The organism is Enterobacter sp. PL_is514, assembly GCF_055816715.1.
The window spans coordinates 203,084-228,075 of record NZ_JBVPGN010000027.1 but is presented as its reverse complement, the minus strand read 5'-3'; the positions used below and the strand labels follow the sequence as shown (position 1 = coordinate 228,075).

30 protein-coding genes and 1 tRNA gene are annotated in these 24,992 nt (G+C 55.3%); 14 read left to right on the top strand and 17 right to left on the bottom strand.

Going from position 1 to position 24,992, the window contains the following annotated elements; genetic code table 11:
* Positions 1-3: 3 nt before the first annotated feature.
* The 6 genes from AC0TNG_RS05240 to ureG are packed head-to-tail and all read left to right on the top strand — an operon-like array spanning position 4 to position 4,338.
* Complete coding sequence (locus tag AC0TNG_RS05240) at positions 4-318, top strand: urease subunit beta (protein WP_473713216.1); 315 nt, start codon at positions 4-6, stop codon at positions 316-318.
* The gene (ureC, locus tag AC0TNG_RS05235; RefSeq protein ID WP_473713212.1) at positions 311-2,014 is read left to right on the top strand and encodes an urease subunit alpha; all 1,704 of its coding nucleotides are present in this window, start codon (positions 311-313) and stop codon (positions 2,012-2,014) included. Before AC0TNG_RS05240 ends, ureC begins: the two co-directional genes overlap by 8 nt.
* A gap of 9 nt (positions 2,015-2,023) precedes the next feature.
* Entirely contained in the window at positions 2,024-2,488 is a 465-nt protein-coding gene (gene ureE, locus AC0TNG_RS05230; RefSeq protein ID WP_045909994.1) for an urease accessory protein UreE, read from the top strand.
* 9 nt (positions 2,489-2,497) lie between these two features.
* The gene (locus tag AC0TNG_RS05225; protein ID WP_159125759.1) at positions 2,498-3,037 is read left to right on the top strand and encodes a HupE/UreJ family protein; all 540 of its coding nucleotides are present in this window, start codon (positions 2,498-2,500) and stop codon (positions 3,035-3,037) included.
* Positions 3,037-3,711, top strand: coding sequence for an urease accessory protein UreF (locus AC0TNG_RS05220; protein ID WP_229226314.1), 675 nt, complete (start codon positions 3,037-3,039; stop codon positions 3,709-3,711). The genes AC0TNG_RS05225 and AC0TNG_RS05220 overlap by 1 nt, the downstream gene beginning before the upstream one ends.
* 9 nt (positions 3,712-3,720) lie before the next feature.
* Complete coding sequence (gene ureG, locus AC0TNG_RS05215; RefSeq protein ID WP_008503187.1) at positions 3,721-4,338, top strand: urease accessory protein UreG; 618 nt, start codon at positions 3,721-3,723, stop codon at positions 4,336-4,338.
* An 85-nt stretch (positions 4,339-4,423) separates the two neighbouring features.
* Here the strand turns inward: ureG and tsaD are convergent, their stop codons facing one another.
* Positions 4,424-5,437 carry a tRNA (adenosine(37)-N6)-threonylcarbamoyltransferase complex transferase subunit TsaD gene (gene tsaD, locus AC0TNG_RS05210; RefSeq protein ID WP_473713213.1) on the bottom strand — a complete coding sequence of 338 codons (1,014 nt, stop codon included), beginning with the start codon at positions 5,435-5,437 and terminating at the stop codon, positions 4,424-4,426.
* Positions 5,438-5,673: 236 nt separating this feature from the next.
* Here tsaD and rpsU point away from each other — a divergent pair, with 236 nt between their 5' ends.
* The 3 genes from rpsU to rpoD all read left to right on the top strand — a co-directional run bounded on the left by rpsU (position 5,674) and on the right by rpoD (position 9,752).
* A complete protein-coding gene (gene rpsU / locus AC0TNG_RS05205; RefSeq protein ID WP_001144069.1) occupies positions 5,674-5,889 on the top strand; it encodes a 30S ribosomal protein S21 in 216 nt (71 codons plus the stop codon).
* A 115-nt stretch (positions 5,890-6,004) separates the two neighbouring features.
* On the top strand, positions 6,005-7,750 hold the full coding sequence (gene dnaG, locus AC0TNG_RS05200; RefSeq protein ID WP_023294585.1) for a DNA primase: 1,746 nt from the start codon (positions 6,005-6,007) through the stop codon (positions 7,748-7,750).
* 154 nt (positions 7,751-7,904) lie between these two features.
* Positions 7,905-9,752, top strand: coding sequence for an RNA polymerase sigma factor RpoD (gene rpoD / locus AC0TNG_RS05195; protein ID WP_023309228.1), 1,848 nt, complete (start codon positions 7,905-7,907; stop codon positions 9,750-9,752).
* A 538-nt stretch (positions 9,753-10,290) separates the two neighbouring features.
* Here the strand turns inward: rpoD and mug are convergent.
* Positions 10,291-10,797 carry a G/U mismatch-specific DNA glycosylase gene (gene mug / locus AC0TNG_RS05190; RefSeq protein WP_029741755.1) on the bottom strand — a complete coding sequence of 169 codons (507 nt, stop codon included), beginning with the start codon at positions 10,795-10,797 and terminating at the stop codon, positions 10,291-10,293.
* Between the two features lie 125 nt (positions 10,798-10,922).
* On the opposite strand from mug, the gene AC0TNG_RS05185 reads away from it, so the two are divergent.
* The 3 genes from AC0TNG_RS05185 to AC0TNG_RS05175 all read left to right on the top strand — a co-directional run bounded on the left by AC0TNG_RS05185 (position 10,923) and on the right by AC0TNG_RS05175 (position 12,215).
* Positions 10,923-10,998 (top strand) — tRNA-Ile (locus AC0TNG_RS05185).
* Between the two features lie 167 nt (positions 10,999-11,165).
* Positions 11,166-11,345, top strand: a complete 180-nt coding sequence (locus AC0TNG_RS05180) for a hypothetical protein (RefSeq protein ID WP_417927745.1) — start codon at positions 11,166-11,168, stop codon at positions 11,343-11,345.
* A 627-nt stretch (positions 11,346-11,972) separates the two neighbouring features.
* Positions 11,973-12,215 (top strand): hypothetical protein, encoded by a 243-nt coding sequence (locus tag AC0TNG_RS05175; RefSeq protein WP_248207118.1) that lies wholly within the window; start codon positions 11,973-11,975, stop codon positions 12,213-12,215.
* Between the two features lie 262 nt (positions 12,216-12,477).
* Here AC0TNG_RS05175 and AC0TNG_RS05170 read toward each other — a convergent pair whose 3' ends face one another.
* Both AC0TNG_RS05170 and AC0TNG_RS05165 read right to left on the bottom strand, forming a co-directional pair.
* Positions 12,478-12,951, bottom strand: a complete 474-nt coding sequence (locus AC0TNG_RS05170) for a hypothetical protein (protein ID WP_473712442.1) — start codon at positions 12,949-12,951, stop codon at positions 12,478-12,480.
* On the bottom strand, positions 12,929-13,231 hold the full coding sequence (locus AC0TNG_RS05165; RefSeq protein ID WP_473712443.1) for a polymorphic toxin type 44 domain-containing protein: 303 nt from the start codon (positions 13,229-13,231) through the stop codon (positions 12,929-12,931). The genes AC0TNG_RS05170 and AC0TNG_RS05165 overlap by 23 nt, the downstream gene beginning before the upstream one ends.
* 294 nt (positions 13,232-13,525) lie before the next feature.
* Here AC0TNG_RS05165 and AC0TNG_RS05160 point away from each other — a divergent pair, with 294 nt between their 5' ends.
* Positions 13,526-14,017: an Hcp family type VI secretion system effector gene (locus tag AC0TNG_RS05160; RefSeq protein WP_024906453.1), complete on the top strand. Its 492-nt coding sequence runs from the start codon at positions 13,526-13,528 to the stop codon at positions 14,015-14,017.
* 150 nt (positions 14,018-14,167) lie between these two features.
* Here the strand turns inward: AC0TNG_RS05160 and AC0TNG_RS05155 are convergent, their stop codons facing one another.
* Positions 14,168-14,341: a PerC family transcriptional regulator gene (locus AC0TNG_RS05155; protein ID WP_081112021.1), complete on the bottom strand. Its 174-nt coding sequence runs from the start codon at positions 14,339-14,341 to the stop codon at positions 14,168-14,170.
* A gap of 72 nt (positions 14,342-14,413) precedes the next feature.
* Here AC0TNG_RS05155 and AC0TNG_RS05150 point away from each other — a divergent pair, with 72 nt between their 5' ends.
* On the top strand, positions 14,414-14,647 hold the full coding sequence (locus AC0TNG_RS05150) for a DUF2542 family protein (RefSeq protein WP_157189744.1): 234 nt from the start codon (positions 14,414-14,416) through the stop codon (positions 14,645-14,647).
* Between the two features lie 245 nt (positions 14,648-14,892).
* Here the strand turns inward: AC0TNG_RS05150 and AC0TNG_RS05145 are convergent, their stop codons facing one another.
* The 12 genes from AC0TNG_RS05145 to AC0TNG_RS05090 form a co-directional block, all read right to left on the bottom strand.
* Positions 14,893-15,093, bottom strand: coding sequence for an ogr/Delta-like zinc finger family protein (locus AC0TNG_RS05145; RefSeq protein WP_032650280.1), 201 nt, complete (start codon positions 15,091-15,093; stop codon positions 14,893-14,895).
* A 67-nt stretch (positions 15,094-15,160) separates the two neighbouring features.
* Positions 15,161-16,315, bottom strand: coding sequence for a phage late control D family protein (locus AC0TNG_RS05140; RefSeq protein WP_473712444.1), 1,155 nt, complete (start codon positions 16,313-16,315; stop codon positions 15,161-15,163).
* On the bottom strand, positions 16,312-16,776 hold the full coding sequence (locus AC0TNG_RS05135; RefSeq protein WP_473712445.1) for a phage tail protein: 465 nt from the start codon (positions 16,774-16,776) through the stop codon (positions 16,312-16,314). Before AC0TNG_RS05135 ends, AC0TNG_RS05140 begins: the two co-directional genes overlap by 4 nt.
* Before the next feature lie 17 nt (positions 16,777-16,793).
* Positions 16,794-19,067 (bottom strand): phage tail tape measure protein, encoded by a 2,274-nt coding sequence (locus tag AC0TNG_RS05130; RefSeq protein WP_473712446.1) that lies wholly within the window; start codon positions 19,065-19,067, stop codon positions 16,794-16,796.
* Complete coding sequence (locus tag AC0TNG_RS05125; RefSeq protein ID WP_023616176.1) at positions 19,060-19,179, bottom strand: GpE family phage tail protein; 120 nt, start codon at positions 19,177-19,179, stop codon at positions 19,060-19,062. Before AC0TNG_RS05125 ends, AC0TNG_RS05130 begins: the two co-directional genes overlap by 8 nt.
* Before the next feature lie 32 nt (positions 19,180-19,211).
* The gene (locus AC0TNG_RS05120; protein ID WP_024906448.1) at positions 19,212-19,520 is read right to left on the bottom strand and encodes a phage tail assembly protein; all 309 of its coding nucleotides are present in this window, start codon (positions 19,518-19,520) and stop codon (positions 19,212-19,214) included.
* Between the two features lie 56 nt (positions 19,521-19,576).
* Entirely contained in the window at positions 19,577-20,095 is a 519-nt protein-coding gene (locus AC0TNG_RS05115) for a phage major tail tube protein (protein ID WP_023309235.1), read from the bottom strand.
* An 11-nt stretch (positions 20,096-20,106) separates the two neighbouring features.
* The gene (locus AC0TNG_RS05110; RefSeq protein WP_090418752.1) at positions 20,107-21,294 is read right to left on the bottom strand and encodes a phage tail sheath protein; all 1,188 of its coding nucleotides are present in this window, start codon (positions 21,292-21,294) and stop codon (positions 20,107-20,109) included.
* Positions 21,295-21,447: 153 nt separating this feature from the next.
* Positions 21,448-22,056, bottom strand: a complete 609-nt coding sequence (locus AC0TNG_RS05105) for a tail fiber assembly protein (RefSeq protein ID WP_370884308.1) — start codon at positions 22,054-22,056, stop codon at positions 21,448-21,450.
* Positions 22,056-23,549, bottom strand: coding sequence for a phage tail protein (locus AC0TNG_RS05100; protein ID WP_473712447.1), 1,494 nt, complete (start codon positions 23,547-23,549; stop codon positions 22,056-22,058). Before AC0TNG_RS05100 ends, AC0TNG_RS05105 begins: the two co-directional genes overlap by 1 nt.
* Positions 23,550-23,560: 11 nt before the next feature.
* Positions 23,561-24,091, bottom strand: a complete 531-nt coding sequence (locus AC0TNG_RS05095) for a phage tail protein I (protein ID WP_024906444.1) — start codon at positions 24,089-24,091, stop codon at positions 23,561-23,563.
* A complete protein-coding gene (locus AC0TNG_RS05090) occupies positions 24,084-24,992 on the bottom strand; it encodes a baseplate assembly protein (protein ID WP_024906443.1) in 909 nt (302 codons plus the stop codon). Before AC0TNG_RS05090 ends, AC0TNG_RS05095 begins: the two co-directional genes overlap by 8 nt.

The following is a 24,992-nucleotide window of genomic DNA, read 5'->3' as shown; positions in this document are numbered from 1 at the left end:
ATGATGATCCCTGGCGAATATCAGATCCAGCCCGGCGCGATTGCGATCAACGTCGGGCGCGAAACTCAAACCGTGATTGTCGAAAACCACGGCGACAGGCCGATCCAGGTCGGATCGCACTACCACTTTTACGAGGTCAACCCGGCGCTGAAGTTCGATCGGGAAGCCACCAAAGGCTACCGGCTGAACATCCCGGCGGGTACCGCCGTGCGCTTCGAGCCCGGCCAGAAGCGGGAAGTGACGCTGGTTCAGGTCGCAGGTGCGCAGCGCATTGTCGGCTTTCGCGGCGAGGTGATGGGCGAGGTGAAACATGGCTGAGATTTCGCGCCAGGCCTATGCCGATATGTTTGGCCCCACCACCGGGGATAAAGTGCGGCTGGCCGACAGCGAGCTGTGGATCGAAGTGGAAGACGATCTCACGGTCTACGGCGAAGAGGTTAAATTCGGCGGTGGGAAGGTGATCCGCGACGGCATGGGTCAGGGGCAGATGACCGCAGACGACTGCGTGGATCTGGTTCTCACCAATGCACTGATCGTCGATCACTGGGGGATCGTGAAAGCCGATATCGGCGTCAAGAACGGGCGGATCTTTGCCGTCGGTAAAGCCGGAAACCCGGACATTCAGCCCGGTGTGACGATCCCGATTGGTGCCGCAACCGAAGTGATTGCCGCCGAAGGAAAGATCGTCACCGCAGGCGGGATCGACACCCACATCCACTGGATCTGCCCGCAGCAGGCGGAAGAGGCGCTGGTCTCCGGCGTCACCACCATGATCGGCGGCGGCACCGGACCGGCGGCGGGCACCAACGCCACCACCTGCACGCCGGGGCCGTGGTATATCGCCCGCATGCTGCAGGCTGCCGATACGCTGCCGGTGAATATCGGCCTGCTCGGCAAAGGTAACGGCTCCAGTCCGGATGCCCTGCGCGAGCAGATTGCCGCGGGTGCTATCGGGCTGAAAATCCACGAAGACTGGGGCGCGACGCCTGCGGCGATCAACTGCTCGCTGGAGGTGGCCGAAGAGATGGACATTCAGGTGGCGCTGCACAGCGACACGCTGAACGAGTCCGGGTTTGTCGAAGACACGCTGGCGGCCATCGCCGGGCGCACAATCCACACCTTCCACACCGAAGGGGCGGGCGGCGGCCACGCGCCGGACATCATCACCGCCTGCGCGCACCCGAATATTCTGCCCTCTTCCACCAACCCGACCTTGCCCTACACGGTGAACACCATCGACGAGCATCTCGACATGCTGATGGTTTGCCATCACCTCGATCCGGATATCGCTGAGGACGTGGCGTTTGCCGAATCCCGCATTCGTCGGGAGACCATCGCCGCGGAAGACGTGCTGCACGATATCGGCGCGTTTTCGCTCACCTCGTCAGATTCGCAGGCCATGGGCCGCGTCGGGGAAGTGATTATCCGCACCTGGCAGGTGGCGCACCGTATGAAGGTCCAGCGCGGCGCGCTGCCGGAAGAGATCGGCGAGAACGACAACTTCCGCGTGAAGCGCTATGTCGCCAAATACACCATTAACCCTGCGTTGACCCACGGTATCGCCCATGAGGTCGGTTCGATTGAGACGGGCAAGCTGGCGGATCTGGTGGTCTGGTCTCCGGCGTTCTTTGGCGTCAAACCCGCCACCATCGTCAAGGGCGGGATGATCGCCTGCGCGCCGATGGGGGATATCAACGCCTCAATCCCCACGCCGCAGCCGGTGCATTACCGCCCGATGTTTGGATCGCTGGGCGCCGCGCGCCACGCCACCCGACTGACGTTTGTCTCGCAGGCGGCCAGTGCGAACGGCATCCCGCAGCAGCTCAACCTGCAGAGCGCCACCGCGGTGGTGAAAGGCTGCCGGACGGTGAAAAAGGCGGACATGATCCACAACGCTCTGCAGCCGAATATCACCGTCGACTCGCAAACCTACGAGGTGCGCGTCGACGGCGAACTGATTACCAGCGAACCGGCTGACGTTCTGCCGATGGCGCAACGCTATTTCCTGTTTTGAGGAGTGATGATGATCTATTTAACCCAACGCCTGGACCATGCGCATCAGACTACCGCCAGCGTCACGCTGCCGATTGACGTGCGGGTGAAAAGCCGCGCCCGCGTGGCGCTGAACGACGGCCGCGAAGCCGGGCTGATGCTGCCGCGCGGCCTGCTACTGCGCGGGGGCGACCTGCTGACCACCGACGACGGCAGCGAAGTGATCGAAGTGATCGCCGCCCCGGAGTCGGTCTCCGTGGTGCGCTGCGCCGATCCGTTCCTGCTCGCCCGCGCCTGCTACCACCTGGGCAACCGCCACGTGCCGCTGCAGGTCATGCCCGGCGAGCTGCGCTATCACCACGATCACGTTCTCGACGACATGCTGCGACAGTTTGGGCTGGAGGTAACCTACGCCAGCCTGCCGTTTGAACCGGAAGCGGGCGCGTATGCCAGCGATGCCCATAGCCATAGCCACGCTCATACCCATTCACATTAAGGATCCATCATGCGCAAGTTACTCCCCCTGTTACTGCTGGCCTTTTCCGTTCCCGCGCTCGCGCATCCCGGCCACGGCGCCGACAGCTTTCAGGCCGGTTTTTTCCATCCGCTGACCGGGCTCGATCATCTCCTGATGCTGACCGGTGCTGGCGTGCTTTCAGCGCTGAGCGGCCGCAGGCTCCTGCTGCCGTTTGCCACCCTCGGGATGATGCTTGTCGGTGCCGTTGCGGGCAGCCTGCTCGGCGGCTTTAGCGGCATGGAGATGCTGATTATCGCCTCGCTGGCGGTCAGCGGCGTGATGATGTTTAAAACCGAAAATCGCCTGCTGCTGGCGGTGCCTGCCCTGGCGATGTTCCACGGCTGGGCGCACGGCGTGGAGATGTCCGGCCATAACTTCTGGCTCTTCACCAGCGGGTTTATGTTCGCCAGCGCCACGGTGCTGTGCGCCAGTTTCGCCGCAGGATTACTGCTGCGCCGTCACGACGGGCTGCGTAAAACCTTTGGCGGCGGGCTGATTGTGTCCGCCCTGCTGGCGCTGATGAGCTAATGGAGCACGCCCGTCAGAGGCTGCGCCTGATGCAGCTCTCCAGCAGCAGCCTGCCGGTCGGGTCGTTTACCTGGTCGCAGGGGCTGGAGTGGGCCGTTGAGGCGGGCTGGGTCACGGACGCCGACGCCTTTAAACGCTGGCAGATCCAGCAGATGGAGCAGAGTTTTTTCTGCGTCGATCTGCCGCTGTTTCACCGTCTCTGTCAGGCCTGCGATCGGCACGATCTGGCAACGGCCAAACGCTGGACGGCATACCTGCTCGCCTGCCGGGAAACGCGAGAGCTGCGTGAAGAAGAACGCAACCGCGGGGCGGCCTTTACGCGCCTGATTAAAAGCTGGGAGCCGGACTGCCCGGCAGAATGGCTGGCGCTGTGCAGGCAAAGCCAGCTCTGCGGCATGGCGTGGCTCGGCGTGCGATGGGGCATTGACGTGCGCGAGCTGGCGCTGAGCCTGGGATACAGCTGGATTGAGAGCGCGGTCATGGCGGGCGTCAAGCTGGTGCCGTTTGGGCAGCAGGCCGCGCAGCAGCTGATTATCGAACTGAGCGACCATTTTGCCGCCGGGCTTGAACAGGCCTTTTTACGTCGCGACGACGCGCTGGGGGCAGCAACGCCGCTGTCCGCCATCGCCTCTGCGCGCCACGAAACCCAATATTCACGACTATTCCGTTCCTGAGGAGTCAACATGGCTGATTACAAACATCCCCTGCGCGTGGGCGTGGGTGGCCCGGTAGGGTCGGGTAAAACCGCGCTGCTGGAAGCGCTCTGCAAGGCGATGCGCGATACCTACCATCTTGCGGTGGTAACCAACGATATCTACACCAAAGAGGATCAGCGCATCCTGACCGAAGCGGGCGCGCTGGCGCCGGAGCGCATTGTGGGCGTGGAGACCGGCGGCTGCCCGCATACCGCCATCCGCGAAGATGCCTCAATGAACCTGGCGGCGGTGGAAGCGCTCAGCGAGAAATTCGGTAATCTGGACCTGATCTTCGTGGAAAGCGGCGGGGACAACCTGAGCGCGACGTTCAGCCCGGAGCTGGCGGATCTGACCATCTACGTGATCGACGTGGCCGAAGGGGAAAAAATTCCGCGCAAGGGCGGACCGGGGATCACCAAATCCGATTTTCTGGTGATCAACAAAACCGATCTCGCGCCGTACGTCGGCGCCTCGCTGGAGGTGATGGAGCGCGATACCAACCGCATGCGCGGCGAGCGTCCATGGACCTTTACCAACCTGAAGGCGGGGGACGGCCTGGGGACGATTATTGCGTTTCTGGAAGAGAAAGGGATGCTGCGGGTGTAGTGCGGTTTGTTGCCCGGTGGCGCTGCGCTTACCGGGCCTACAAAACCGTAGGCCGGGCAAACGAAGTGCCGCCCGGCAAAAAAACTCACGCCTCAGGCAGTTCCGCCAGCGGCCAGCGCGGACGCACGGACACGCTCAGGTCAGACGTTGCGCCAGCGTTCAGGCGCACCATCCCGGCGTAGGCGATCATCGCCCCGTTATCGGTGCAGAATTCCGGACGCGCGTAGAACACTTCTCCGCGACGCTTTTGCATCATCTCGGCGAGCTTCGCGCGCAGCGTGCGGTTGGCGCTGACGCCGCCCGCCATCACCAGACGCTTGAAGCCGGTCTGATCCAGCGCGCGCTTGCACTTGATCATCAGCGTATCCACCACCGCGTCTTCAAACGCGCGGGCGATATCGGCGCGGGTCTGATCGCTGTCGTCGTTATTGCGGATCGTGTTGGCCGCGAAGGTTTTCAGCCCGGAGAAGCTGAAGTCCAGCCCCGGACGGTCGGTCATCGGACGCGGGAAGACAAAGCGCCCTTCCGTTCCCTGCGACGCCATTTTCGACAGCATTGGGCCGCCCGGGTAATCCAGCCCCAGCAGCTTGGCGGTTTTATCGAACGCTTCACCGGCGGCGTCGTCGATCGACTCGCCCAGCAGCTCGTACTTGCCAATCCCCGTTACGCTAATCAGCTGCGTGTGACCGCCGGAGACCAGCAGCGCCACAAACGGAAATTCAGGCGGATTCTCTTCCAGCATCGGCGCCAGAAGGTGCCCTTCCATATGATGAACCGGGATCGCCGGCACATCCCACGCGAAGGCCAGCGAACGGCCAACCGTTGCGCCAACCAGCAGCGCGCCGACCAGGCCTGGGCCTGCGGTATACGCCACTGCATCAATCTCTTTTGCCGTTAATCCTGCTTCTTTCAGCGCCGCCTGAATCAGGGGAACCGTTTTACGCACGTGGTCACGAGAGGCCAGTTCAGGCACGACGCCGCCGTAGTCAGCGTGCAATTTCACCTGACTATACAGCTGGTTGGCCAGAAGCCCTTTTTCGTCGTCGTAAATGGCGATGCCGGTTTCATCGCAGGATGTTTCAATACCCAGTACACGCATGACTTGTTTTACCTCGTTTCAATACCGCGCAGTGTAGAGCCTGGGCGGGTTGATGTAAAACTTTGTTCGCCCCAGGAAGAAGGCTCGTGTATACTCCTCACCCTTATTAAAGTCCCTTTCAAAATCGCATCGGTGCTTTACAAAGCAGCAGCATTTGCAGTAAAATTCCGCACCATTTTGAAATAAGCTGGCGTTGATGCCAGCGGCAAACCGAATTTATTAAAGGTGAGAGTTACATGCCGGTAATTAAAGTACGTGAAAACGAGCCGTTCGACGTAGCACTGCGTCGCTTCAAACGTTCATGCGAGAAAGCAGGTGTTCTGGCTGAAGTTCGTCGTCGTGAGTTTTATGAAAAACCAACGACCGAACGTAAGCGCGCTAAAGCTTCCGCTGTGAAACGTCACGCGAAGAAACTGGCTCGCGAAAACGCACGCCGTACTCGTCTGTACTAATTGGTTGAGGGCCTCAGCCCTCAATTGACAGACAGAGTAATAGTCGTAAGGCCGTGCTTCCGGAAGGAATGCGCGGCTTGTTTTCGTTTATAAGTCGCTTAAAATTTTGGGGCATATGGCCGGAAGAATCCCACGCGTTTTCATCAATGACCTGCTTGCCAGAACCGACATCGTCGATCTCATCGACGCGCGGGTAAAGCTGAAAAAGCAGGGCAAGAACTACCATGCGTGCTGTCCGTTCCATAACGAAAAAACCCCCTCCTTCACCGTAAACGGTGAAAAGCAGTTCTACCATTGCTTCGGCTGTGGCGCACACGGTAATGCCGTTGATTTTTTGATGAACTACGACAAGCTCGAGTTCGTTGAAACCGTCGAAGAGCTGGCGGCGATGCATAACCTTGAAGTGCCGTATGAAGCAGGCAGTGGGCCAAGTCAGATCGAGCGCCATCAACGGCAAACGCTGTATCAACTGATGGATGGCCTGAATTCGTTTTACCAACAGTCTCTTAAGCACTCTGCGGCTGAGCCTGCGCGTCAGTATCTGAACAAGCGCGGACTGAGCGACGATGTCATTGCGCGTTTCGCTATTGGCTACGCCCCGCCCGGCTGGGACAACGTGTTAAAGCGTTTTGGCGGCAATAGCGAAGATCGTAAGTCTCTTATCGATGCAGGCATGCTGGTCACCAATGACCAGGGACGAAGCTACGACCGCTTCCGCGAACGGGTGATGTTCCCAATCCGCGACAAGCGAGGCCGGGTAATTGGTTTTGGTGGTCGCGTGCTGGGTGATGCCCTGCCGAAGTACCTCAACTCCCCGGAAACCGATATTTTCCATAAAGGCCGCCAGCTTTACGGTCTTTATGAGGCGCAGCAGGATAACGCGGAACCTCCGCGTCTTCTGGTCGTCGAAGGCTATATGGACGTCGTGGCACTGGCGCAGTACGACATCAACTACGCGGTTGCGTCGTTAGGAACGTCCACGACAGCGGATCACATTCAACTGCTGTTCCGCGTGACCAACAACGTGATTTGCTGTTACGACGGTGACCGCGCAGGACGCGACGCCGCCTGGCGCGCGCTGGAAACCGCGCTACCCTATATGACCGACGGGCGACAGCTACGCTTTATGTTTCTGCCCGACGGTGAAGACCCGGATACGCTGGTGCGTAAAGAGGGCAAAGCGGCGTTTGAAGCGCGGATGGAGCAAGCTCAGCCGCTCTCCACGTTTTTGTTTAACAGCCTGATGCCGCAGGTCGATTTGAGTACCCCTGACGGGCGCGCGCAGCTCAGCACGCTGGCGCTGCCGTTAATCAGCCAGGTGCCCGGCGAAACGCTGCGCATCTATCTGCGTCAGGAGTTAGGCAACAAGCTCGGCATTCTGGATGACAGCCAGCTTGAACGTTTAATGCCTAAACAGGCTGAAAACGGCGCGGTTCGCCCCGCGCCTCAGCTAAAACGCACAACCATGCGTATACTGATAGGGTTACTGGTACAAAACCCCGAACTGGCGCCACAGGTGCCGTCGCTGGCGGGTTTGAACCACGAAAAATTGCCCGGACTTGGCTTATTTTCAGAACTGGTCAACACGTGTTTATCACAGCCAGGTCTGACCACCGGACAACTTTTAGAACATTATCGCGGCACAAAAGAGGCCGCTACCCTTGAAAAATTGTCGATGTGGGACGATATAGCAGATAAGGACATTGCAGAAAAAACGTTCACCGACTCACTCAACCATATGTTTGATTCGATGCTTGAGCTGCGCCAGGAAGAGTTGATAGCTCGCGAGCGCACACACGGTTTAAGCAGCGAAGAACGCCGGGAGCTCTGGATGATTAACCAGGAACTGGCGAAGAAATAAAGAAATTTAACGGCTTAAGTGCCGAATATCGATCGGGAAGCCCCCGGCAGCCGCACTGAGAGGCAGCGGCAAAAATATAAGTACGCCCTCGCTTTAAAGGTTGGCAGCCCCATCGCCGACACCAATCAAACGAATTAAGTGTGGATACCGTCTTATGGAGCAAAACCCGCAGTCACAGCTGAAACTTCTTGTCCAACGTGGTAAGGAGCAAGGCTATCTGACCTATGCCGAGGTCAATGACCATCTGCCGGAAGATATCGTCGATTCAGATCAAATCGAAGACATCATCCAAATGATCAATGACATGGGCATTCAGGTGATGGAAGAAGCACCGGATGCCGATGATCTGTTGCTGGCTGAAACCTCCAACAACACTGACGAAGATGCGGAAGAAGCTGCTGCACAGGTACTGTCCAGCGTGGAATCTGAAATCGGGCGTACCACTGACCCGGTCCGCATGTACATGCGCGAAATGGGTACCGTTGAACTGTTGACCCGCGAAGGCGAAATTGACATCGCAAAACGCATCGAAGACGGGATCAACCAGGTTCAGTGCTCTGTTGCCGAGTACCCGGAAGCGATTACCTATCTGCTGGAGCAGTACGATCGCGTTGAGGCGGAAGAAGCGCGCCTGTCTGACCTGATCACCGGTTTTGTCGACCCGAACGCTGAAGAAGATATGGCGCCTACCGCCACTCACGTCGGTTCTGAACTGTCTCAGGAAGAGATGGATGATGACGAAGACGAAGATGAGGAAGAGAGCGACGACGACACCGCGGATGATGACAACAGCATCGACCCGGAGCTGGCGCGTGAGAAGTTTGCCGAGCTGCGTACCCAGTACGAAGTGACGCGTGACACCATCAAAGCGAAAGGCCGCAGCCATGCTGCCGCACAGGAAGAGATCCTGAAACTGTCTGAAGTATTCAAACAGTTCCGCCTGGTGCCAAAACAGTTCGACTACCTGGTAAACAGCATGCGCGTGATGATGGATCGCGTACGTACCCAGGAACGCATCATCATGAAGCTGTGTGTTGAGCAGTGTAAAATGCCGAAGAAGAACTTCATCACCCTCTTCACCGGCAACGAAACCAGCGAAACCTGGTTCAACGCGGCTATCGCGATGAACAAGCCATGGTCTGAAAAACTGCACGACGTGAAGGACGATGTGCATCGCGGCCTGCAGAAACTGCATCAGATTGAAGAAGAGACCGGCCTGACCATCGAGCAGGTTAAAGATATCAACCGTCGTATGTCCATCGGTGAAGCGAAAGCCCGCCGTGCGAAGAAAGAGATGGTTGAAGCGAACTTGCGTCTGGTTATCTCTATCGCCAAGAAATACACCAACCGTGGTCTGCAGTTCCTGGATCTGATTCAGGAAGGCAACATCGGTCTGATGAAAGCGGTAGATAAGTTTGAATACCGTCGTGGTTACAAGTTCTCCACCTACGCAACCTGGTGGATCCGTCAGGCGATCACCCGCTCTATCGCGGATCAGGCGCGCACCATCCGTATTCCGGTGCATATGATTGAGACCATCAACAAGCTCAACCGTATTTCCCGCCAGATGCTGCAGGAGATGGGCCGCGAGCCGACGCCGGAAGAGCTGGCCGAGCGCATGCTGATGCCGGAAGACAAGATCCGTAAAGTGCTGAAGATCGCCAAAGAGCCAATCTCCATGGAAACACCAATCGGTGATGATGAAGATTCGCATCTGGGTGATTTCATCGAGGATACCACCCTCGAGCTGCCGCTGGACTCTGCCACCACCGAGAGCCTGCGTGCCGCAACGCACGACGTCCTGGCCGGCCTGACCGCCCGTGAAGCGAAAGTCCTGCGTATGCGTTTCGGTATTGATATGAACACCGACCACACGCTGGAAGAAGTGGGTAAACAGTTCGACGTTACCCGCGAACGTATCCGTCAGATCGAAGCGAAGGCGCTGCGTAAGCTGCGTCACCCAAGCCGCTCTGAAGTGCTGCGTAGCTTCCTGGACGACTAACCTGTCCTGACCGTGAAAAAGCTCCCAATCGGGAGCTTTTTTTTTGTTTATTCCTTCTCCCTGTGGGCTATGGGATCCCCTCAAAATAATGGCTGCACGGACGACCCCCTCTCCCTTGAGGGAGAGGGATGGGGTGAGGGGGAACCTACGGCTGTGGTGGTCATTCCGTTCACTTTATGTTCCTTGCTACTCTGTAACGACATGACCTGTGAACGTGCCAGGGTGGCTCAGTCGCCACCACCCTGGCGACCCGGGCTTCCGGCGGTAAATCGCCGCTTCGCGGTACCCTCAACTTATTCCTTCAGGCTATCGGGTCGGGCATGAGCCTGCATCCCTGCAGGCCACGCCCTCTCGGCGCATCCCTGCGCCTCGCCCCGGCCTTACGGAAACGCTTCGGCGATTTACAGCCGGACCAAGGCGTCGCTGTAAGTTATTAATTTCCCTGAAGAAACGTTCATCGCTTCAGGGAAAAAATAACTGGGGAACCCTCAGCCCTGTGGGAGAGGATTAGGGTGAAGGCATCAGCCCGCAGAGGCCCCTAAAGCCCCCGCACCATCAGCGCCTCATCCAGCTCCCGATACGCCTCTACCAGCTTATCCAGCGTCGCTCTGTTGAGCCCGCTTGGATTTGGCAGCACCCATACCTGCGTAACGCCAATCATGATGCTCTGTTTGCCCCACTGCGTTCCGCGCTGGCTAAACGCCTGCTCGTAGGCCTGCTTGCCGAGGATCGCCAGCGCGGCCGGCTGATAATCCTCTATCTTCTTGATCAGCTCCCGCCCGCCGCTGCGCAGCTCATGCAGGTTGACCTCACTCGCCTGCACCGTAGGCCGCTCAACCAGCATGGTGATCCCGCAGCGCGTGTCCAGCAGATGCTGCTCCTCTTCGGGCTTGAGTAGCCTGTCGGTAAACCCGGCCTGGTAGATCACCTTCCAGAAGCGATTGCCCGGATGGGCGAAGTGAAAACCGGTGTGCGCCGAGGACTTGCCCGGGTTGATTCCGCAGAACACCACCCGCAAGCCTGGGGCCAGAATATCGTTGATCATCTTTACTCCCGCTCGATACATCGTCAGGGAAGTATAAAGGATTGATTATGCGTTGTTTATAAAAACAGCAGGCAGGTGTGAATGGCTGGATTGCTGCGGGGAGTTACTTTATAATTCACCGCCACGGCCCCTTAGCTCAGTGGTTAGAGCAGGCGACTCATAATCGCTTGGTCGCTGGTTCAAGTCCAGCAGGGGCCACCAGACACCGCAATGGCTGGCGGGGAGTCACCTACCAGCCTGATTTTTCCGGGGCTATACCGGGGATTTCCAAAAGATTAACCATAGTGATTCATGGTTAATTTATGACAGTTCATACACTCCTGGAATTAACCAGCTTCATGCAGTAACCACTACTGCAAGGGGTATGAATGAAACGGTTCTTCATCACTGCTTCGGTTCTGTTTGCCACTCTCAATAATGCTCATGCTGGCTGTTACTATGCCTGTAGAAACCTAACGAATGAAAAAGCGCTGCTGATTTTCGGCCTTCTACTTTTGCTTTTCGCTGGGCTGGGAGTTTGGGGCAGCATTGATAGCCTCAAAAAATAAACTGCCCTCCTTACTTTTCTGTGTTTTGCTGGCCGTAGTGAATTTTTCTGGACTGATCGCCATGTACTTCATCGGCGGTTATGGTTTTCTTGGCGCGGTCGTCGGCACAGGCTTACTGATGTTCCTCAGTCCGAAAGGTGTTTAAAACACCATCCCACCAGCACGTCAGATGCCTGCATTGTTCGTTACCCTAATTTTTTATTTTCGCGGGTGTAAAAATTCGATGAAGCGGGCCGTTCCGCAAAATGAAAGGCTCTGGGATTGATCCTCCCCCTCCTATCCATGGGTATGCAGCAAGATAAACCGATACAGAAAAGCTAAATATACACCTGTATATTTTGGTTATCTGTTACGAGTCTAATGCTGGTGGTAGCCCAGTAGCGAGGTTTCAGATAGTCAGTATGGGAACGTGTCAGGAATGGTTATAAAGCGTAAATGCCCTGTCTAGCCACAGAACGTAAAACGTAGCATCGCGCTTGTAACCTACCATGGGTACCTTGCTACAGAAGCGGAATGCAATAAGCTCCACGTCTTCGGTAACATGAGCGGGGATGGCCGCCTTGATTGAGTTACGGGAGATTTTTTCGTATCCGAATTTATGCCAGTGCTGCTGGCGGATATCCGCCCATGAAAGTTGACTCAACCGGAAAAGCTTATCAGTTAATGCTGCCTTTTCTTTTTGCTCGCAGCAATCAACGCAAAAACCCTTTTGAAGGTATGCCCCAAAAACCTTATCATTTTTTAACAGCTAACAGGGTAAGGCATATCCGCGAATTATCAGGCCTTCCCCTGCCAAAAAACCCGCTAGACATACCGCCGACATGTGTTTTGAGACGATCGAAGCATCATGATGATTCCCGAAATCATTAAACCAAAAGTTGCGAATTCGCAGATCGTATGTGGGTGATTCTGGCTGTAATTTTTGCAGGGAAGTTCTTCCCTGGCAACATCAACCGGATCTCACTCACGCCCCAGCCATTGACCTGCAGGGGCAATAACCCAATTTGTGCCCGGGGCGGGCAATCACAATGTACTTTTGATCCATGAACCGCTACGGGTACGCCGTGAAAACTTACACGCGGCTCATCGGGTCATTGACCCGACCGCAAGGGATTTTTAAATAAATATTTATCTATCGACTAAATTTCCCCTTGTCCCAGCCCTCGCCACGGGCCGTTAAGTCGATTGACGGCGCGGCCGCTATTCCCTCAGCATCATAAAAAAATGCGGACGTTGTAAAGCTGTACACGGTGCCATAAACAGTAAATGAGATATTGTTGCCTATGCCGTCAACTTTCGCGCGGGCGGTGTTCGCTGTAAGCGTGGGCGCGATATGTTGTTTTTCGAGAGCTACCAGCGGATCGCCGTCAATCTTGCTCGCTAAAAAATAACGATACACTTCCCCCGTGGTCATGTTCGAGCCGTCATACTCAGTAATGTATAACCAGGTCCGGGACGTGAGCTGGCGAACTTCATAAAGCCGATCACTAACAGTTAAACGCTGTATATGCTGGAAATAACAGTACCCAGCGATCACGATGGCCATCGTAATTGTAGCCACCCAATGCAACGCCTTAAACGCCTTAATAGTGGTGCTGCTTAACATAGTCTATGCCTTGCTTTATCCAAAATTGGTCCATCGGATCATCACCAAACGGCGGGGCCCCCGTGAAATTCCCCCACTCTGGTCTTGATGTGCCGGCTTTCCACTGCGCCGCGCCGGCGGCAATAAGCAAAATTTTTGCAGGTATGCACGGTGCATAACCCACTGAGCCGTAATGAAAATTCCCGAAGTCAGCGTAAGCCCGTTTTTGTTGTTTGTGATCCCACACCCCGCCGTTTCTTACTCGCTCATAAAACCACGTATACGTAAGCGGGGTAGCCATATCCTGGACTCCGTGACGCGCCCGCGCGAGCCTAATGTGTTCGCGCAAAATTTCCAGCCCGCGGGGCGGGTAAATCGGTATACATGCCATCGTTATTCCCTTTTGCCTGGCAAAACCAGCAACATAAGAGCAACGGCGCTGCACGGTACTGTTTGAGATCAATCAATCATTTTTATTATTAATATCAATGCTTAACGCGTTTTAATCACTCATACCGATAACACAATTTGTATCACCTGCGATCCGGTTTTAGCCGTTTAATGAGGGTTTACCCTCATAAAATGGAGTTTTAAAATGGCTATTCCAGCTTACATGTGGCTTAAAGACGATGGCGGCAACCTGATCAGGGGGTCTGTAGATGTTCAGGATCGTGAAAGTAGCGTAGAAATTCTCTCTTTTAGTCACGGCTTGCTTGTTCCAACCGATAGCAACACGGGCAAAATCACAGGTACACGCTTACATGCGCCGCTTATGATCGAGAAAGAATTTGATAGCTCCAGCCCGTATCTCTATAAAGCGGTAGCAACCGGCCAGACGCTTAAAAGCGTTGAAATTAAGTGGTACAGAATCAACGACGCGGGGCAAGAGGTCGAGTATTTCAACATGCTGCTTGAGAATGTGCGGGTAGTCAGCATTAACCCAGTTATGCATAACTGCAAAGAGCCAGGTTTACAGATGCATAATCATAATGAGGGCGTACAGCTGCGCTATGAGCGGATCACCTGGAAGTATTGCGATGGGAACGTCCAATATTCAGACGCATGGAACGAGCGTGTAACAGCGTAAAAAAAAGGGGGCGGTTAATCCGCCCTATATTGTTTTTAGTGCCAATTCTCTCGCCCCCTGGGTCTGCCAGCACGTAGCCTCCCTCGATAGCAATACCCCGCTCGATCACCCGGTGCCGGCTCTCCGCACTTCTTATACGTTTGGGGTATTTTAATCATGCTTTATGCTGTTAAGCATTCTCTGGCAGTTATTGCGGCGTACCGCTGCCGCTGCGCGCGTTTTATCGGTCTGGTCTGGCAAATACATCACCTCAAGCCAGCGCGTTGCTGCGCGTCTCCATAGCTCCAAATTTTCGAGTTTCTCGGCTACGCTCACTTTGCACATGACCACCTGAATGAAGCGACATTGCTCAACCCACTAACACTTTTTTAAGGCGTTATTTTTATAAGACAAGCTATGGAATGGGATACATTATTAGTATTGACCTGTGTACTTCTTTGCGGATTGTGGATGATTTTTCATTCAGCAAAAGCTCTTAGAAGTGGGGTCTTCGTCGGCTGGTATAAAGGCACATATGAAAATTACTACATCTACCGATCCGAAACACCTATCTACTTCTACTGGTATAACACTGTGTTTTCGCTGTTCGGCTCCTTTATGATTGGTTTTGGCGATTATCTTTTTTTATAGGCATCATTGGCAGCAAAATGGCAGCAGACCTATTCACTATGTTTTCATATTTGAAATTATTCGATGCAACAACAAATTTAAAAAGTAAAGTATTGTTTTATAAGACTTTAAATTGGGACTCATAATCGCCAGGTTGCTGGTTCAAGTCCAGCAGGGGCCACCAAATTTTAGTTTTAGAATCATATGATTAAGCCACTCGATTGAGTGGCTTTTTTATTGGCTTTTTTGAGCCGGTGACGCAGCCACTAACCCTGGTTCAGCGAAGCCGTCTGGACACGTTCAGAAACACCGGGGGTCGCAATCAGGCGCTCCACGGACTCCATCGTCACGAACGTACAGCTGCAGTCCACATTGGTGCACTGGTGATAGCGCTCTTTGGTATTTTCACTTAGATAGCGACTGGTACGCGCATGCGCAGAGTGCTTGCACTTAGGACAATGAAACATGTACCCCTCCACTTGATTCACATTTTGTGAATCAATAATACCCAAAATAAAACCAATAGCAACTGTATTACTCACTATCAACAGTAAATTTTTCGTCAGTGGCATTCAGTTCAAGCTTAAGCTGCGTGGTAAATCCGCTATCGTTAAGGGTATGCACCACCTCGCTGATGATCCACGCCTGCTCGTCAATGACGCGTTTAAAACCGTTTACTAATACCGGCGTTTCGGGGTACAGATCGGCTCGCCCCAGCGCCAGCTGGATAGAAAAATTCACGGAACCCCGCTGCAGCGCGCGCCACTTCGCCTCTGCGGCCCTGAGAGCCTGCTCTTCAGAGGCATACACCGTGGTGAGCTCAAATACGTTTTCCGCCGATCCCACCAGCCTCTCTTGCGGTTTCTGCTCCTTGCCTTCAGCTCCCGCTACCGGTGTGGCGGCATCCGGGTGCTGCAGTGCTTCTGTCGGCTGCCCCCCTGACTGACGCAAAATACTCAATTGAGGATTTTGCTGTTTTGGGTCGCGCGTTTGCAGCCATTTGGCCGTCACGCCGGAATAGTTTTCACGGTCTGCGACGGAAAAAAGGTGCTTATCGCCGTCCCCACGCTCAATCATCATTAAGGGAATCGGCGTGCCGCTGGCCGTCACGGCGTGCCCCGCTTTCATAAAAATAACCTTGCCGGCTTTGATTGAAACAAAGGCACCATTACGTTCGGCCAGTCGGGTGAGAAATGCAGCGTCGGTCTCCTGAGACTGATCGATATGAGAAATGGCGATGGATGCAAGTCCCGCCGCAACGCTGGCAGTTAACTGGTTACGCTGAGCGATAGTATTGACTATCGCGCCGATCGTCGTGTCATGCCACGACTGTTCGCGCCGCACGTTTAGCTTTCCACGAAAATCAGCACTGCATCCCCGAATGGTCAGCGTGTCCGGCGCGCCCCGAAATTCAATTGTATCGATCGTAAAGTTCCCTTTCGGCTGGAGCGGGGTTCCCTCCCATCCCAGCCATAAGGAGAGCTTTGCCCCCCGGGCCGGCAAGTCTAACAGCCCGTCGGAATCATCCAGTTGAATATCCAGCTGATCGGCTTCCAGTCCACGTTTGTCGATCATGCTCAGACTGATAAGACGATGGCTGAAATTTTGTGTGATATCGCGATCGTCAAGCTTAAGCATAAAATCAGGGGCGATTTTCCCACCCGCCCGGATATTCATTTCGGTGATCATCCCACCTGCCCTCCAATGCTATTGCGTGCGCTCGTCACCAGCTCTTCGGCCTGGGTTCTCAGATCGCCAAACATCGTCATCAGCGATTCGTCCACGCGTTTCAGTTCCAGCGTAAAATTAATTTTTCGGGCGGTACCGTCACTGTAAAAATCCGAATGCGTGTGCGTGACTTTTTCAATGATAAACATGCCGTGAATGATGCCGGTACCGTCTATCAACGGCCATGCCCGCCCCTCATTCGCCATCAGCTCAACCGCCTTGAGGGAAAGCCGCCCTCCCGTGAGTTCAGGGTAAAGCAGTCCGGAGAGGGTAAAAGATGTCTCGCCTTCGCCAAGGTACTGCCAGGCTTTAGGTTTCCCGATCCGATTGTTGGACGCCCAGCGATAATCCTTTGTAAACTGCATTGTCTGATAGGGTAAGGTTCGTCGTTCAAAGACAAACAGACCCAGCACCATTAACATTTTCTCTCTCCTCAACCTTACATAAAGCTGGCTTGCTGCCGTCTCGCTTTATCCTGTTCAATGCTATCTATTGTCTCCCGGATTTGACGCGTCAGATCCGTTCCTGAGGCCGTGCCCCCCTGCAGCGTGATGTTGTATTCGCTTTTACTCTGATCGACGTAAGAGCGTCCTCCCGGCACGAGGGTTGGCTGATACCCCAGGCCGACGCCAGAGATCCCCGCCACCGGAATGGACGAACTGCCCGCAGAAGAGGATGTCGCGCCTGCTTTTTCCGCCGCGGCATCGAGATTACCCGACTCGTTTTTGATAAGACCGAGTTTCTCCAGCAGCCAGCTGGCCTTGCCGCTCAGGCTGTTAAAGAGATTAAGCGGTGCCATTAACGCATCACCCAGCGCCTGTCCAAAAATCACGCCAGCGTTTTTACAGCCATCCAGCGTTTCCTGCGTCGCCTTGATCGGCGTGATTAAGTCGGTGAACCATTGCCAGATACCGCCCAGCTTCTCCGAGATAGCGTCAAATACCGCCATCACCGGTGAGAACAGCGCACCCAGCGGTGCGAAAGCCGTCGAAAGCCCTTCCATTACCCCGCCAAAAAAGGCGCTGATAGGCTCCCAGTATTTAAAAATCAGTAAGGCGCCGGCGGCAATCGCCGCGCCAAGGGCAATCACCGGCCAGCTAAGGGCACCCAGCACCGTCATGATGGCGCCGCCCACCACGCTGAATACCGTTCCTAACATCCCGGCCGCGGTGATAACCATATTGACGCCCGTCAGAACCGGGCCGAGAACCGTGCCTACGCCACCCAGTACGCCAGCAAACGCCTGCGCGCCGACAACTACGCTGGCGAGGGTCTGCGTCAGCTCAGGGTTGGCATTCACCCAAAGGGAGGCCGTGCCAAGCCAGCCGGTTGCGGTTGTTATCAGGTTACGCAGAGCGCCATCCGCTTTATCAAATACATCAATCTTCAACCCGTTCCACGCGGCCTGGAGTCGGTTGATATCGCCGTCAAGATTATCGGTCTGCACGGAAGCCGCGAGCGCGGTACTGCCCTTCGCCCCTTGCAACTGCTGGCGTTTTTCATCAAGCGATCCATCACCCGCGGCGGAAGCCAGCGCCCCCGAGGCTTTTATGGCATCCGGAGACTGAACATGGCGCAACATCGCGCTGAGCGCGTCCCCGGCGGCGGCGCCTTTCATCCCTTTTTCCGCCAGAACGCCCAGCAGCGCGGTGGTCTCTTCAAGCCCCATACCGGCGGCATCCGCAGCGGGCGCTGCAGAGGTGACGGCCGCCACCATCTCAGCGAGGCTGGTATTCGAAGAGGTAAAACCTCGTGTAAGCACATCTGCGATGCGTCCCGCATCCGCATCGGCCAGGCTATACGCGGCCTGCGTGCTGGCGATCATATCGGCCGCTTTAGCCGCGTCGACATTCCCCGCCAGGCTGAGGTTGACCGTTGGCGCGGTGGCCGCAAGCAGCCCATCGGCGTCATAGCCTGAACGAGTCAGTTCGGTTTGTGCCCGAAGGACCGTATCTGCAGGTACTCCGGTCCTGGCACTGACCTCCCGCGCCTGCTGGCGAATCGCCTCAAGCCGGGAATCCCCCTTCGCCAGGCCAAGGTTTGCCTGAATGGCCGACATCTGCTTTTCAACGCTGATGCCTGGCGCCATAAACCGGGACGTCTGGTCAAAGCCCGCTTTGGCCATGCCCACACCCGCATTCGCAAGCTGGCGCACCCGCGCGGTAACGCGTTTGCCTGACTCGTAGCGATTCTGAACGGTACTCAGCCGCTCCTGCTGCTGGTTGACGCGGGCCAGCGCATCACGCTGTCGGTTAAGCTGCTGCGTTTTTTCGCTGATGTGAGTTCGTAAACGACGCTCATCCGACGAGAGCGTACGCGTGTTGACTCCCGCCTGGGCGAGTTCAGTGCGCTGGCGCTGTACCGAATAGCGTAAGCTGTTGTACTCAAGCTTAAGATCGGCCGCCGATTTTCGGGCTGCGGACAGCGCATCAGCCTGTGCCTGGGTAGGGTTTTGCGTGTTTTTAAGCTGCACCGCCAGCGCCGCTGCCTGCTGTTTCGCCTGTGCAAGCGACTGCTCCGTCACGGAGAGCTGGGCGTTTGCTTTCCTGAAGCCGTTAATACGCCCCGCCTGCTCATCAAGCGCCCCCAACGCCGTCTGCGAATCGTGGATATCGCTTGCGAGAGTGACGCTGGCGTTCTGGAGAGCGTTAAGCGGTCGGGTTGCCCGGTCGACTGCCTTAAGCAGCTCCTGAAGACTGACATTATTACTCATGGTGGTTTCCGCTTCGCTGCAGCGCTTTTTCGCGCCATAAGAGGAGTTCGGTCACGCTAAGGGAGTACAGTTCTGACGGCGGCCAGTGAAAAATCACCGCGATATCCGCCATCAGATCGTCGACCGACAGATTTTCGGGAAATTTCAGCGAGCCGAAGCCGGTGACAAAAAACCGATCACCTTACCTGCAAAAGAGAGCAGATCGCAGGCATCCAGGCGCGCAACCTCATGCTCGGTCAGCGCCGGAGAGGTCATTCGCGGCAGCACCTTAATCAGTGCATCGACGTCAGATTGCGCCAGCGACGCCAGCGATACCCCGCGCAGGGTTCCCGCATTGGGTTTAGAAACCGTCACCTGTTCAATTTTCTGCTCACCGCGCTGAACGGGGCTATCAAGCGTGACGATATGTGGGTTTTCACTTTCGTGCATGGCGGTCTCGTTGATATTTTCCATTTCGTTACTCTTCTGAAAGTTAACTCACCGGCCGGTAATCCCGGCCGGTTAAAGGGTTACAGGCCGATGGCCTTACGGTGTTCTGCCAGACGATCGACGCCGTCGACTTTCAGCACCATGTTGATGATGTCGATCTCGATGATCTCTTTGCCATCAATGGTCAGCTGGTAGTACGCGCACTCGGTGGACATCTTGGTGGTGCCGCTCTCGCCCTGCTTGTTTTCACCGCCATCGAACTCTTTATGACGGCCGCGCATGACGATTTCGACGGCGGAGATTTCGCCGGTATCATCGCGCTGATAAGAGCCGGTAAAGCGCAGCGGCACGCTGTCCGCGCCCGGAGAGGCATACTGCGCCCACAGCGCGGCGTCCGGCAGACCGCCAACGGTCCACTCCAGCGCCAGGGCATCATCGTCCAGACCGAGGTCGACAGAGACCGAGCCCGGCATACCGCCGCCGCGATACTTCTCCAGCTTGCGGGTAAGCTTCGGTAGGGTCACAGACTCAACAACGCCCATATAGCTCAGGCCATCGTTGAACATATTCAGGTATTTAAGTTTGCGTGGTAACGCCATGCTGCAGCTCCTTAGCTATTAACCGAATCTGACAGGTCTGCCAGATAGGTATCGGTGATGCGCTGGCGCAGGGTCAGATTTTCCAGCGGCGGGACAGGGGTGTAGTCGTAATCGATATACAGTTTCCCCGCTTTCAGGGTTGATGCATCGTTAGACTCAGGGTCATACCAGCAGGAGCCGTCGACGATATAGCCGTTGGTTTTCAGCTCGCGGAACTTGGCATTAATACCGGAAACGATGTCGCGAATAAGCGTTGGCGTGATGGGTTTATCCATCGCCCACGCGTGCGCTTCCGCCATGGTATCGGCCAGCACCTGCGCGGTACGGGTGTAGTTTTCAAAGACGAATAACGGATCGTCTGAGCAGGTACGGTTACCCCAGAATTTGAAGCCGTCGTTGCGAATCAGCGTGGTGACGCCCGCCTGGTTAAGCAGGTTCGCATCGGTAGCCTGTTCCTGCAGATCCCAGGAGACAGAGGCGCTTACGCCCGTAACGCCGTTGACGCCAACGTTTGACAGGGTTTTATGCCAGCCGATTGTCTGGTCGATTTTGGCGCGCAGGCCAAGCGCGCGGGCGGTCGCCCAGGCCGTCGTCGTTGCGTTCGTGGTGGTATCCCATGCCAGAAAATCAGGATGGATAACCATCAGCTCGCGCTGGCTGAAGTTTTTGCGGTAGTTGATCGCGTCAGAGATGGTTTTACATCCCCATGCGCTGACATAGCCGAATGCGCGCAGGCTCTGGCACATCGCGGCCAGTGCGGTCGCCACTTCCTGAGAATCGAGCCCCGGGACGCCGAGAATACGTGGCTTAACGCCGGTCACTGTTTTCGCGGTCAGAAGCGCCTTCAGGCCGGTGTATTTGCCGTTTTCGTCGGTGGTACCGATGATGTTGGAAACGGTCTGCTTGCGCGCCTCTTCCGGTGTTTCAGCGGTGCCTTCAGCCACGCGAACAACAACGACAACCGGTTTACACTGGTCGGCGATCGCCTGCAGAGAAGCGGACAGCGTCCCCGCCTTGCCGGCTTTCGCAATCGCATTTTGCACGTTGGTAATGAGCACGGGCTCGTTTAAAGGAAATGTCTTGTCGTCAGCATCGCTGGCCGTACAGACCATACCGATGATTGCCGTCGAGACGGTGGAAATGGTGCGGGTGCCATCGTTGATTTCGATAACTTCCACGCCGTGGTGATAGTCGCCCATCCGGTTAACTCCTTCGTTTAGTGGTGAGGCTATTGTCTGTGGAGTGCGTGATTGATGCGACGTATTGGGGTTGGGGAAAGGATTACACAACAAACGAAAACCCTCCGGATGGAGGGTTTGGGTTTAGTCAGGCAATGGCACGATCTTGCTGACTCATATCTCTGTATCTGGTAATGGAGGCCAGTCCGGTTTACTCACGTCAACGCGGTTCAATAACACACGGAATTGTTTCCACTTCTGCAATTTCGCAGCTTCTTCCTCGGTCGCCATATCCAGCTCAATCGCATCCTGAAGCATGGCAATCGCATTATTTGCCTGTTTTAACAATTCCAGTTTTTTGCGTTGTGCTTCTGCCCGATGCTCCACTGGAGCAAGGGTTATCTTCCCATCATCAAAAATAAATGCGCCACCTAGCGCATTATTTCCAGCATTAGTAAATTCATCAGGCACATTGTCTGGTTCAACTTCCACGACAATCTGATTAATAGGAAAAATAGCGCTAGCATCGTAAGAGAAGTGAATAATTTCTTTTGATTCTGGATTAAAAGATATCTTAAGCGTTTCTTTTGAAAGTCTCTTTAGCCACTGATACCAGTCATTGCCATTCTCATCTTTCAGAAAAATAACATTCATAACTGGAGATTTCGCAATATAATATAGCTCAAGTTCCTCCTGTGAAAGTTTAGCCACTTTCGCAGCAGTATACTCTCCCCATTTGTCTAACGGATTATATTTTTCGAATACACCTGATTGCATTGTCATTAAGCCACCCACGCTGTGTACCAGTTTCCACCGATGTTATATTGAAGGGAGCGATATTGTACCGCTGTGTAATTCGTTTTTTGCTGCACAGCAGTGACCACCGTCCCGTTAGGTGCATATGCAAACTCATTATCATTATTCCCGTTTGTAGCGACTCCCGCCGATGCAAGCCGGAGCCCTCCTTGCAGGAAATTTGCTATAGTCCATGCTGTAGTTGCATAAGGACTCAAATCCTGCTTTGGCGGTTGGTTATTAGGTGAATACACTCGCACACCGGGAGTATCGTATAATCCCCCACCGGCCTCTATTAACCCCTTACTGCTGATATTGCGTTCAGAACGCAAATCTCCGGATGTTTGTACGTAATTTGCATAAATACTACCATTAGAAACTAAGTTACCTGCAAGACCTGCATTCCCGGTAGGATCAATATTGAAAAGGTTCTTACTGCCCAACCACATAGCGAACCCCAGCGTGTTAGTGCTGTCACCTCTTACAAGGCCGAGAACCATCGCATTATCGTACCATTCGAAAGCAACTCCAGAGATAATACTGCCAGCACCTCCTTGGGCACTGACAAGCGACGCAGTATTTCTTTCAGTAGGCACAGTTCCGACGCTACCAAACCTGAATATTGAATTATAATTCCCTCCATTCGACGATACTGCGCCAATATCCTGAGAGGTAATATTGATATCATTCGTCAGAGCCCGCCCGTTAATCTTCCTTGCTGACGGCACGCGGCCATTCGCATTGTCATTCGCCGCCTTGACTGCTTTCGGCGTCGCTGCCAGTGTCTCAGACGCGCTGTCAGTGGTGCTACTGAGCTGAACAATCCCTTTCTGTCCTGTGGTCGCATCCTGAGCCGTATACTTCCCACTGGCAAGGTCATAGGCGGCCTTAACCGATTTCGGTGTTGCGGCAAGCGTCTCAGACAGACTATCGGTCGCGCTACTGAGCTGAGTAAATCCTTTTACCGTTAGCGTTGCATCAGGATGCCTGCGGGACTGCTCATGCTCTTCGATCTTTTCGTCTACATACTCCTGGGTCGCTATTACCGTGGATGTATCTATCGAAAGTTCGACCGAGACGATATCACTAACCATGATCACCATTCTCACGGTCTGCGCACGCCCAGATCCCTCATCCAACAACGGCTTATAACTTTCTGCCATGTTCCCGACAGCGATCAGTGTACCCGTGTCATCATAAAGCCCCATTTCGCGCATCCAGAAACCGCCGGTTTCAGGTGGGATGAGCAGCTCAGCGATCACATAATTTTGATTCTTGTTGTCCTGGCTGATTTTATTTAGCCCATGGCGCCAGACTTCATTAACCAGTGTTGTCTGCCCGGCATCGGGCGTCGGCAGTGCACCGCCACCGTCGCCGACCGCCATCGCCGTAAAATTGACTTTCTTCCCGTTCGGGACGGTCGCGGCAGCCAGTTTTTCGGCACCGGCTTTGGTGATAACCGTTTTATATTTCACTGTCATTGTGCTCTCACTTATCCGGGATAAACCGTGATGATGTCGCCGTCATAGCTCAGGGCACCGGTATAGAGATAACCGGGAATGTCCTGGATGATATTCAGGCCAATAAGGTGGCGGCTGGCAGGCTTTGCATCGGCAATAAGCCTCTCCATTTCGTAATACATTTCCTCAGTGATGCCCGTGTCCAGTACGCCGATATCAAGGCGGAAGGTGCCGGGCGGATCGTTGGTTTGCCACCACTCGGTAACGTTAATCAGATAGCCAAGCGGCTCCACCACGCGACGTACAGCGCCTATCGTTCCCTTGTGGGCATGAATAAACCACGCGGCGCGGATCACCTCCCGCTTGGTGGCCTCCGGCCAGTTCTCATCCCAGCGGTCAACGGAAAACGCCCACGCCAGCCAGGGCAGCAAATTCGCCGGACAGGTATCCGCATTCCAGAGATGGCGCAGCGGAACCGGCGTATTTTCGATGTCCGCGCAGGCGCGCGCCGCAGCGACCTCAAGCGCCGATGAGCCAACCGGTAACAGGCGTGTATTACTCATCGTTTCCCCCCACGATTACGCTGTAGTGGCTGCACCATGAGGCCTGCGTTTCATCAAGCACGATGTCAGCCGCGGGTGCGGTCAGTTCCACCCGCTGCACCCCTTCCACATGAAGGGCCGCGTAAATGGCGGACTTGCGGATATCGCGTCCCAGCCGATGCTGAGCCGTGATGTAGGCCTGTAACCGGGCTCTTGCCGCATTGAGTACCGGTTCACTTTCGGGGCCGGGAAAAAGGAAAAGCGATGCTTCAATGCTGTAGTCGACAATGTTGGCCGACTGGACGGTCACCCGGTCGGCGACGGGCCTGACATCCTCATCGTTCAGCGCATTGCGAACAATGGCGAGCAGTTCCTCAGACGCTATGCCGTTATTCTCCCGGGAGAGCACGGAAACCGTGACGTTTGCCGGCTGTGGGCTAATGACGGAAATGTCCGCCACCCGTCCATCTGCACTGCGGCCATGGAACTGATACGCGCCCGTCGAACCGGCCACGCTCAGCCCTTCCGGAGCCTGCTGGATGCGCAGACGAAAGTCGGTATCGGACTCCATCACAGCCGGAGTGGGCGGTAACGTGGTGTCGTCGGCAGGGGTAATAGTCAGACGCGCAAGGTTAGCGTTTGCCCCAATCTGGTCCAGATCGCTGCCCGCCGCGTAGGCCAACATGACCGCCCGTGCAGCCTCGTTAACCCGCTGGCGCCAGATAACTTCCCGGTAGGCGTTCTCCTGCAGCAGCTTCACAATCGGCTCTGACTCCAGGGTCAGCGTCCGTGCAATCGCCTCTCGCTCCTCTTCCGGATAGAGCGACACAAAGGTGGCCTTTCGTTCTGCCAACAGCGTTTCATAATCCACCTCCTCCACGACATCAGGTGCGGCGAGCTGGCTCAGATCAACAATAGCCAT

Bases quoted from the DNA above. Each gene is read 5' to 3' on its own strand.
- AC0TNG_RS05105 (WP_370884308.1), bottom strand. From the start codon at position 22,056: ATGACAATGCAATCAGGTGTATTCGAAAAATATAATCCGTTAGACAAA.
- AC0TNG_RS05115 (WP_023309235.1), bottom strand. From the start codon at position 20,095: ATGGCGTTACCACGCAAACTTAAATACCTGAATATGTTCAACGATGGC.
- ureC (WP_473713212.1), top strand. From the start codon at position 311: ATGGCTGAGATTTCGCGCCAGGCCTATGCCGATATGTTTGGCCCCACC.
- AC0TNG_RS05090 (WP_024906443.1), bottom strand. From the start codon at position 24,992: ATGGCTATTGTTGATCTGAGCCAGCTCGCCGCACCTGATGTCGTGGAG.
- AC0TNG_RS05125 (WP_023616176.1), bottom strand. From the start codon at position 19,179: ATGGCGGATATCGCGGTGATTTTTCACTGGCCGCCGTCAGAACTGTAC.
- AC0TNG_RS05225 (WP_159125759.1), top strand. From the start codon at position 2,498: ATGCGCAAGTTACTCCCCCTGTTACTGCTGGCCTTTTCCGTTCCCGCG.
- tsaD (WP_473713213.1), bottom strand. From the start codon at position 5,437: ATGCGTGTACTGGGTATTGAAACATCCTGCGATGAAACCGGCATCGCC.
- rpoD (WP_023309228.1), top strand. From the start codon at position 7,905: ATGGAGCAAAACCCGCAGTCACAGCTGAAACTTCTTGTCCAACGTGGT.
- AC0TNG_RS05140 (WP_473712444.1), bottom strand. From the start codon at position 16,315: ATGATCACCGAAATGAATATCCGGGCGGGTGGGAAAATCGCCCCTGAT.
- AC0TNG_RS05095 (WP_024906444.1), bottom strand. From the start codon at position 24,091: ATGAGTAATACACGCCTGTTACCGGTTGGCTCATCGGCGCTTGAGGTC.
- ureG (WP_008503187.1), top strand. From the start codon at position 3,721: ATGGCTGATTACAAACATCCCCTGCGCGTGGGCGTGGGTGGCCCGGTA.
- AC0TNG_RS05220 (WP_229226314.1), top strand. From the start codon at position 3,037: ATGGAGCACGCCCGTCAGAGGCTGCGCCTGATGCAGCTCTCCAGCAGC.
- AC0TNG_RS05240 (WP_473713216.1), top strand. From the start codon at position 4: ATGATCCCTGGCGAATATCAGATCCAGCCCGGCGCGATTGCGATCAAC.
- AC0TNG_RS05175 (WP_248207118.1), top strand. From the start codon at position 11,973: ATGAAAGTTGACTCAACCGGAAAAGCTTATCAGTTAATGCTGCCTTTT.
- ureE (WP_045909994.1), top strand. From the start codon at position 2,024: ATGATCTATTTAACCCAACGCCTGGACCATGCGCATCAGACTACCGCC.
- dnaG (WP_023294585.1), top strand. From the start codon at position 6,005: ATGGCCGGAAGAATCCCACGCGTTTTCATCAATGACCTGCTTGCCAGA.
- AC0TNG_RS05180 (WP_417927745.1), top strand. From the start codon at position 11,166: ATGAAACGGTTCTTCATCACTGCTTCGGTTCTGTTTGCCACTCTCAAT.
- AC0TNG_RS05120 (WP_024906448.1), bottom strand. From the start codon at position 19,520: ATGGAAAATATCAACGAGACCGCCATGCACGAAAGTGAAAACCCACAT.
- AC0TNG_RS05155 (WP_081112021.1), bottom strand. From the start codon at position 14,341: ATGTGCAAAGTGAGCGTAGCCGAGAAACTCGAAAATTTGGAGCTATGG.
- AC0TNG_RS05130 (WP_473712446.1), bottom strand. From the start codon at position 19,067: ATGAGTAATAATGTCAGTCTTCAGGAGCTGCTTAAGGCAGTCGACCGG.
- AC0TNG_RS05170 (WP_473712442.1), bottom strand. From the start codon at position 12,951: ATGTTAAGCAGCACCACTATTAAGGCGTTTAAGGCGTTGCATTGGGTG.
- mug (WP_029741755.1), bottom strand. From the start codon at position 10,797: ATGATCAACGATATTCTGGCCCCAGGCTTGCGGGTGGTGTTCTGCGGA.
- AC0TNG_RS05165 (WP_473712443.1), bottom strand. From the start codon at position 13,231: ATGGCTACCCCGCTTACGTATACGTGGTTTTATGAGCGAGTAAGAAAC.
- AC0TNG_RS05135 (WP_473712445.1), bottom strand. From the start codon at position 16,776: ATGTTAATGGTGCTGGGTCTGTTTGTCTTTGAACGACGAACCTTACCC.
- AC0TNG_RS05150 (WP_157189744.1), top strand. From the start codon at position 14,414: ATGGAATGGGATACATTATTAGTATTGACCTGTGTACTTCTTTGCGGA.
- AC0TNG_RS05145 (WP_032650280.1), bottom strand. From the start codon at position 15,093: ATGTTTCATTGTCCTAAGTGCAAGCACTCTGCGCATGCGCGTACCAGT.
- rpsU (WP_001144069.1), top strand. From the start codon at position 5,674: ATGCCGGTAATTAAAGTACGTGAAAACGAGCCGTTCGACGTAGCACTG.
- AC0TNG_RS05100 (WP_473712447.1), bottom strand. From the start codon at position 23,549: ATGACAGTGAAATATAAAACGGTTATCACCAAAGCCGGTGCCGAAAAA.
- AC0TNG_RS05160 (WP_024906453.1), top strand. From the start codon at position 13,526: ATGGCTATTCCAGCTTACATGTGGCTTAAAGACGATGGCGGCAACCTG.
- AC0TNG_RS05110 (WP_090418752.1), bottom strand. From the start codon at position 21,294: ATGGGCGACTATCACCACGGCGTGGAAGTTATCGAAATCAACGATGGC.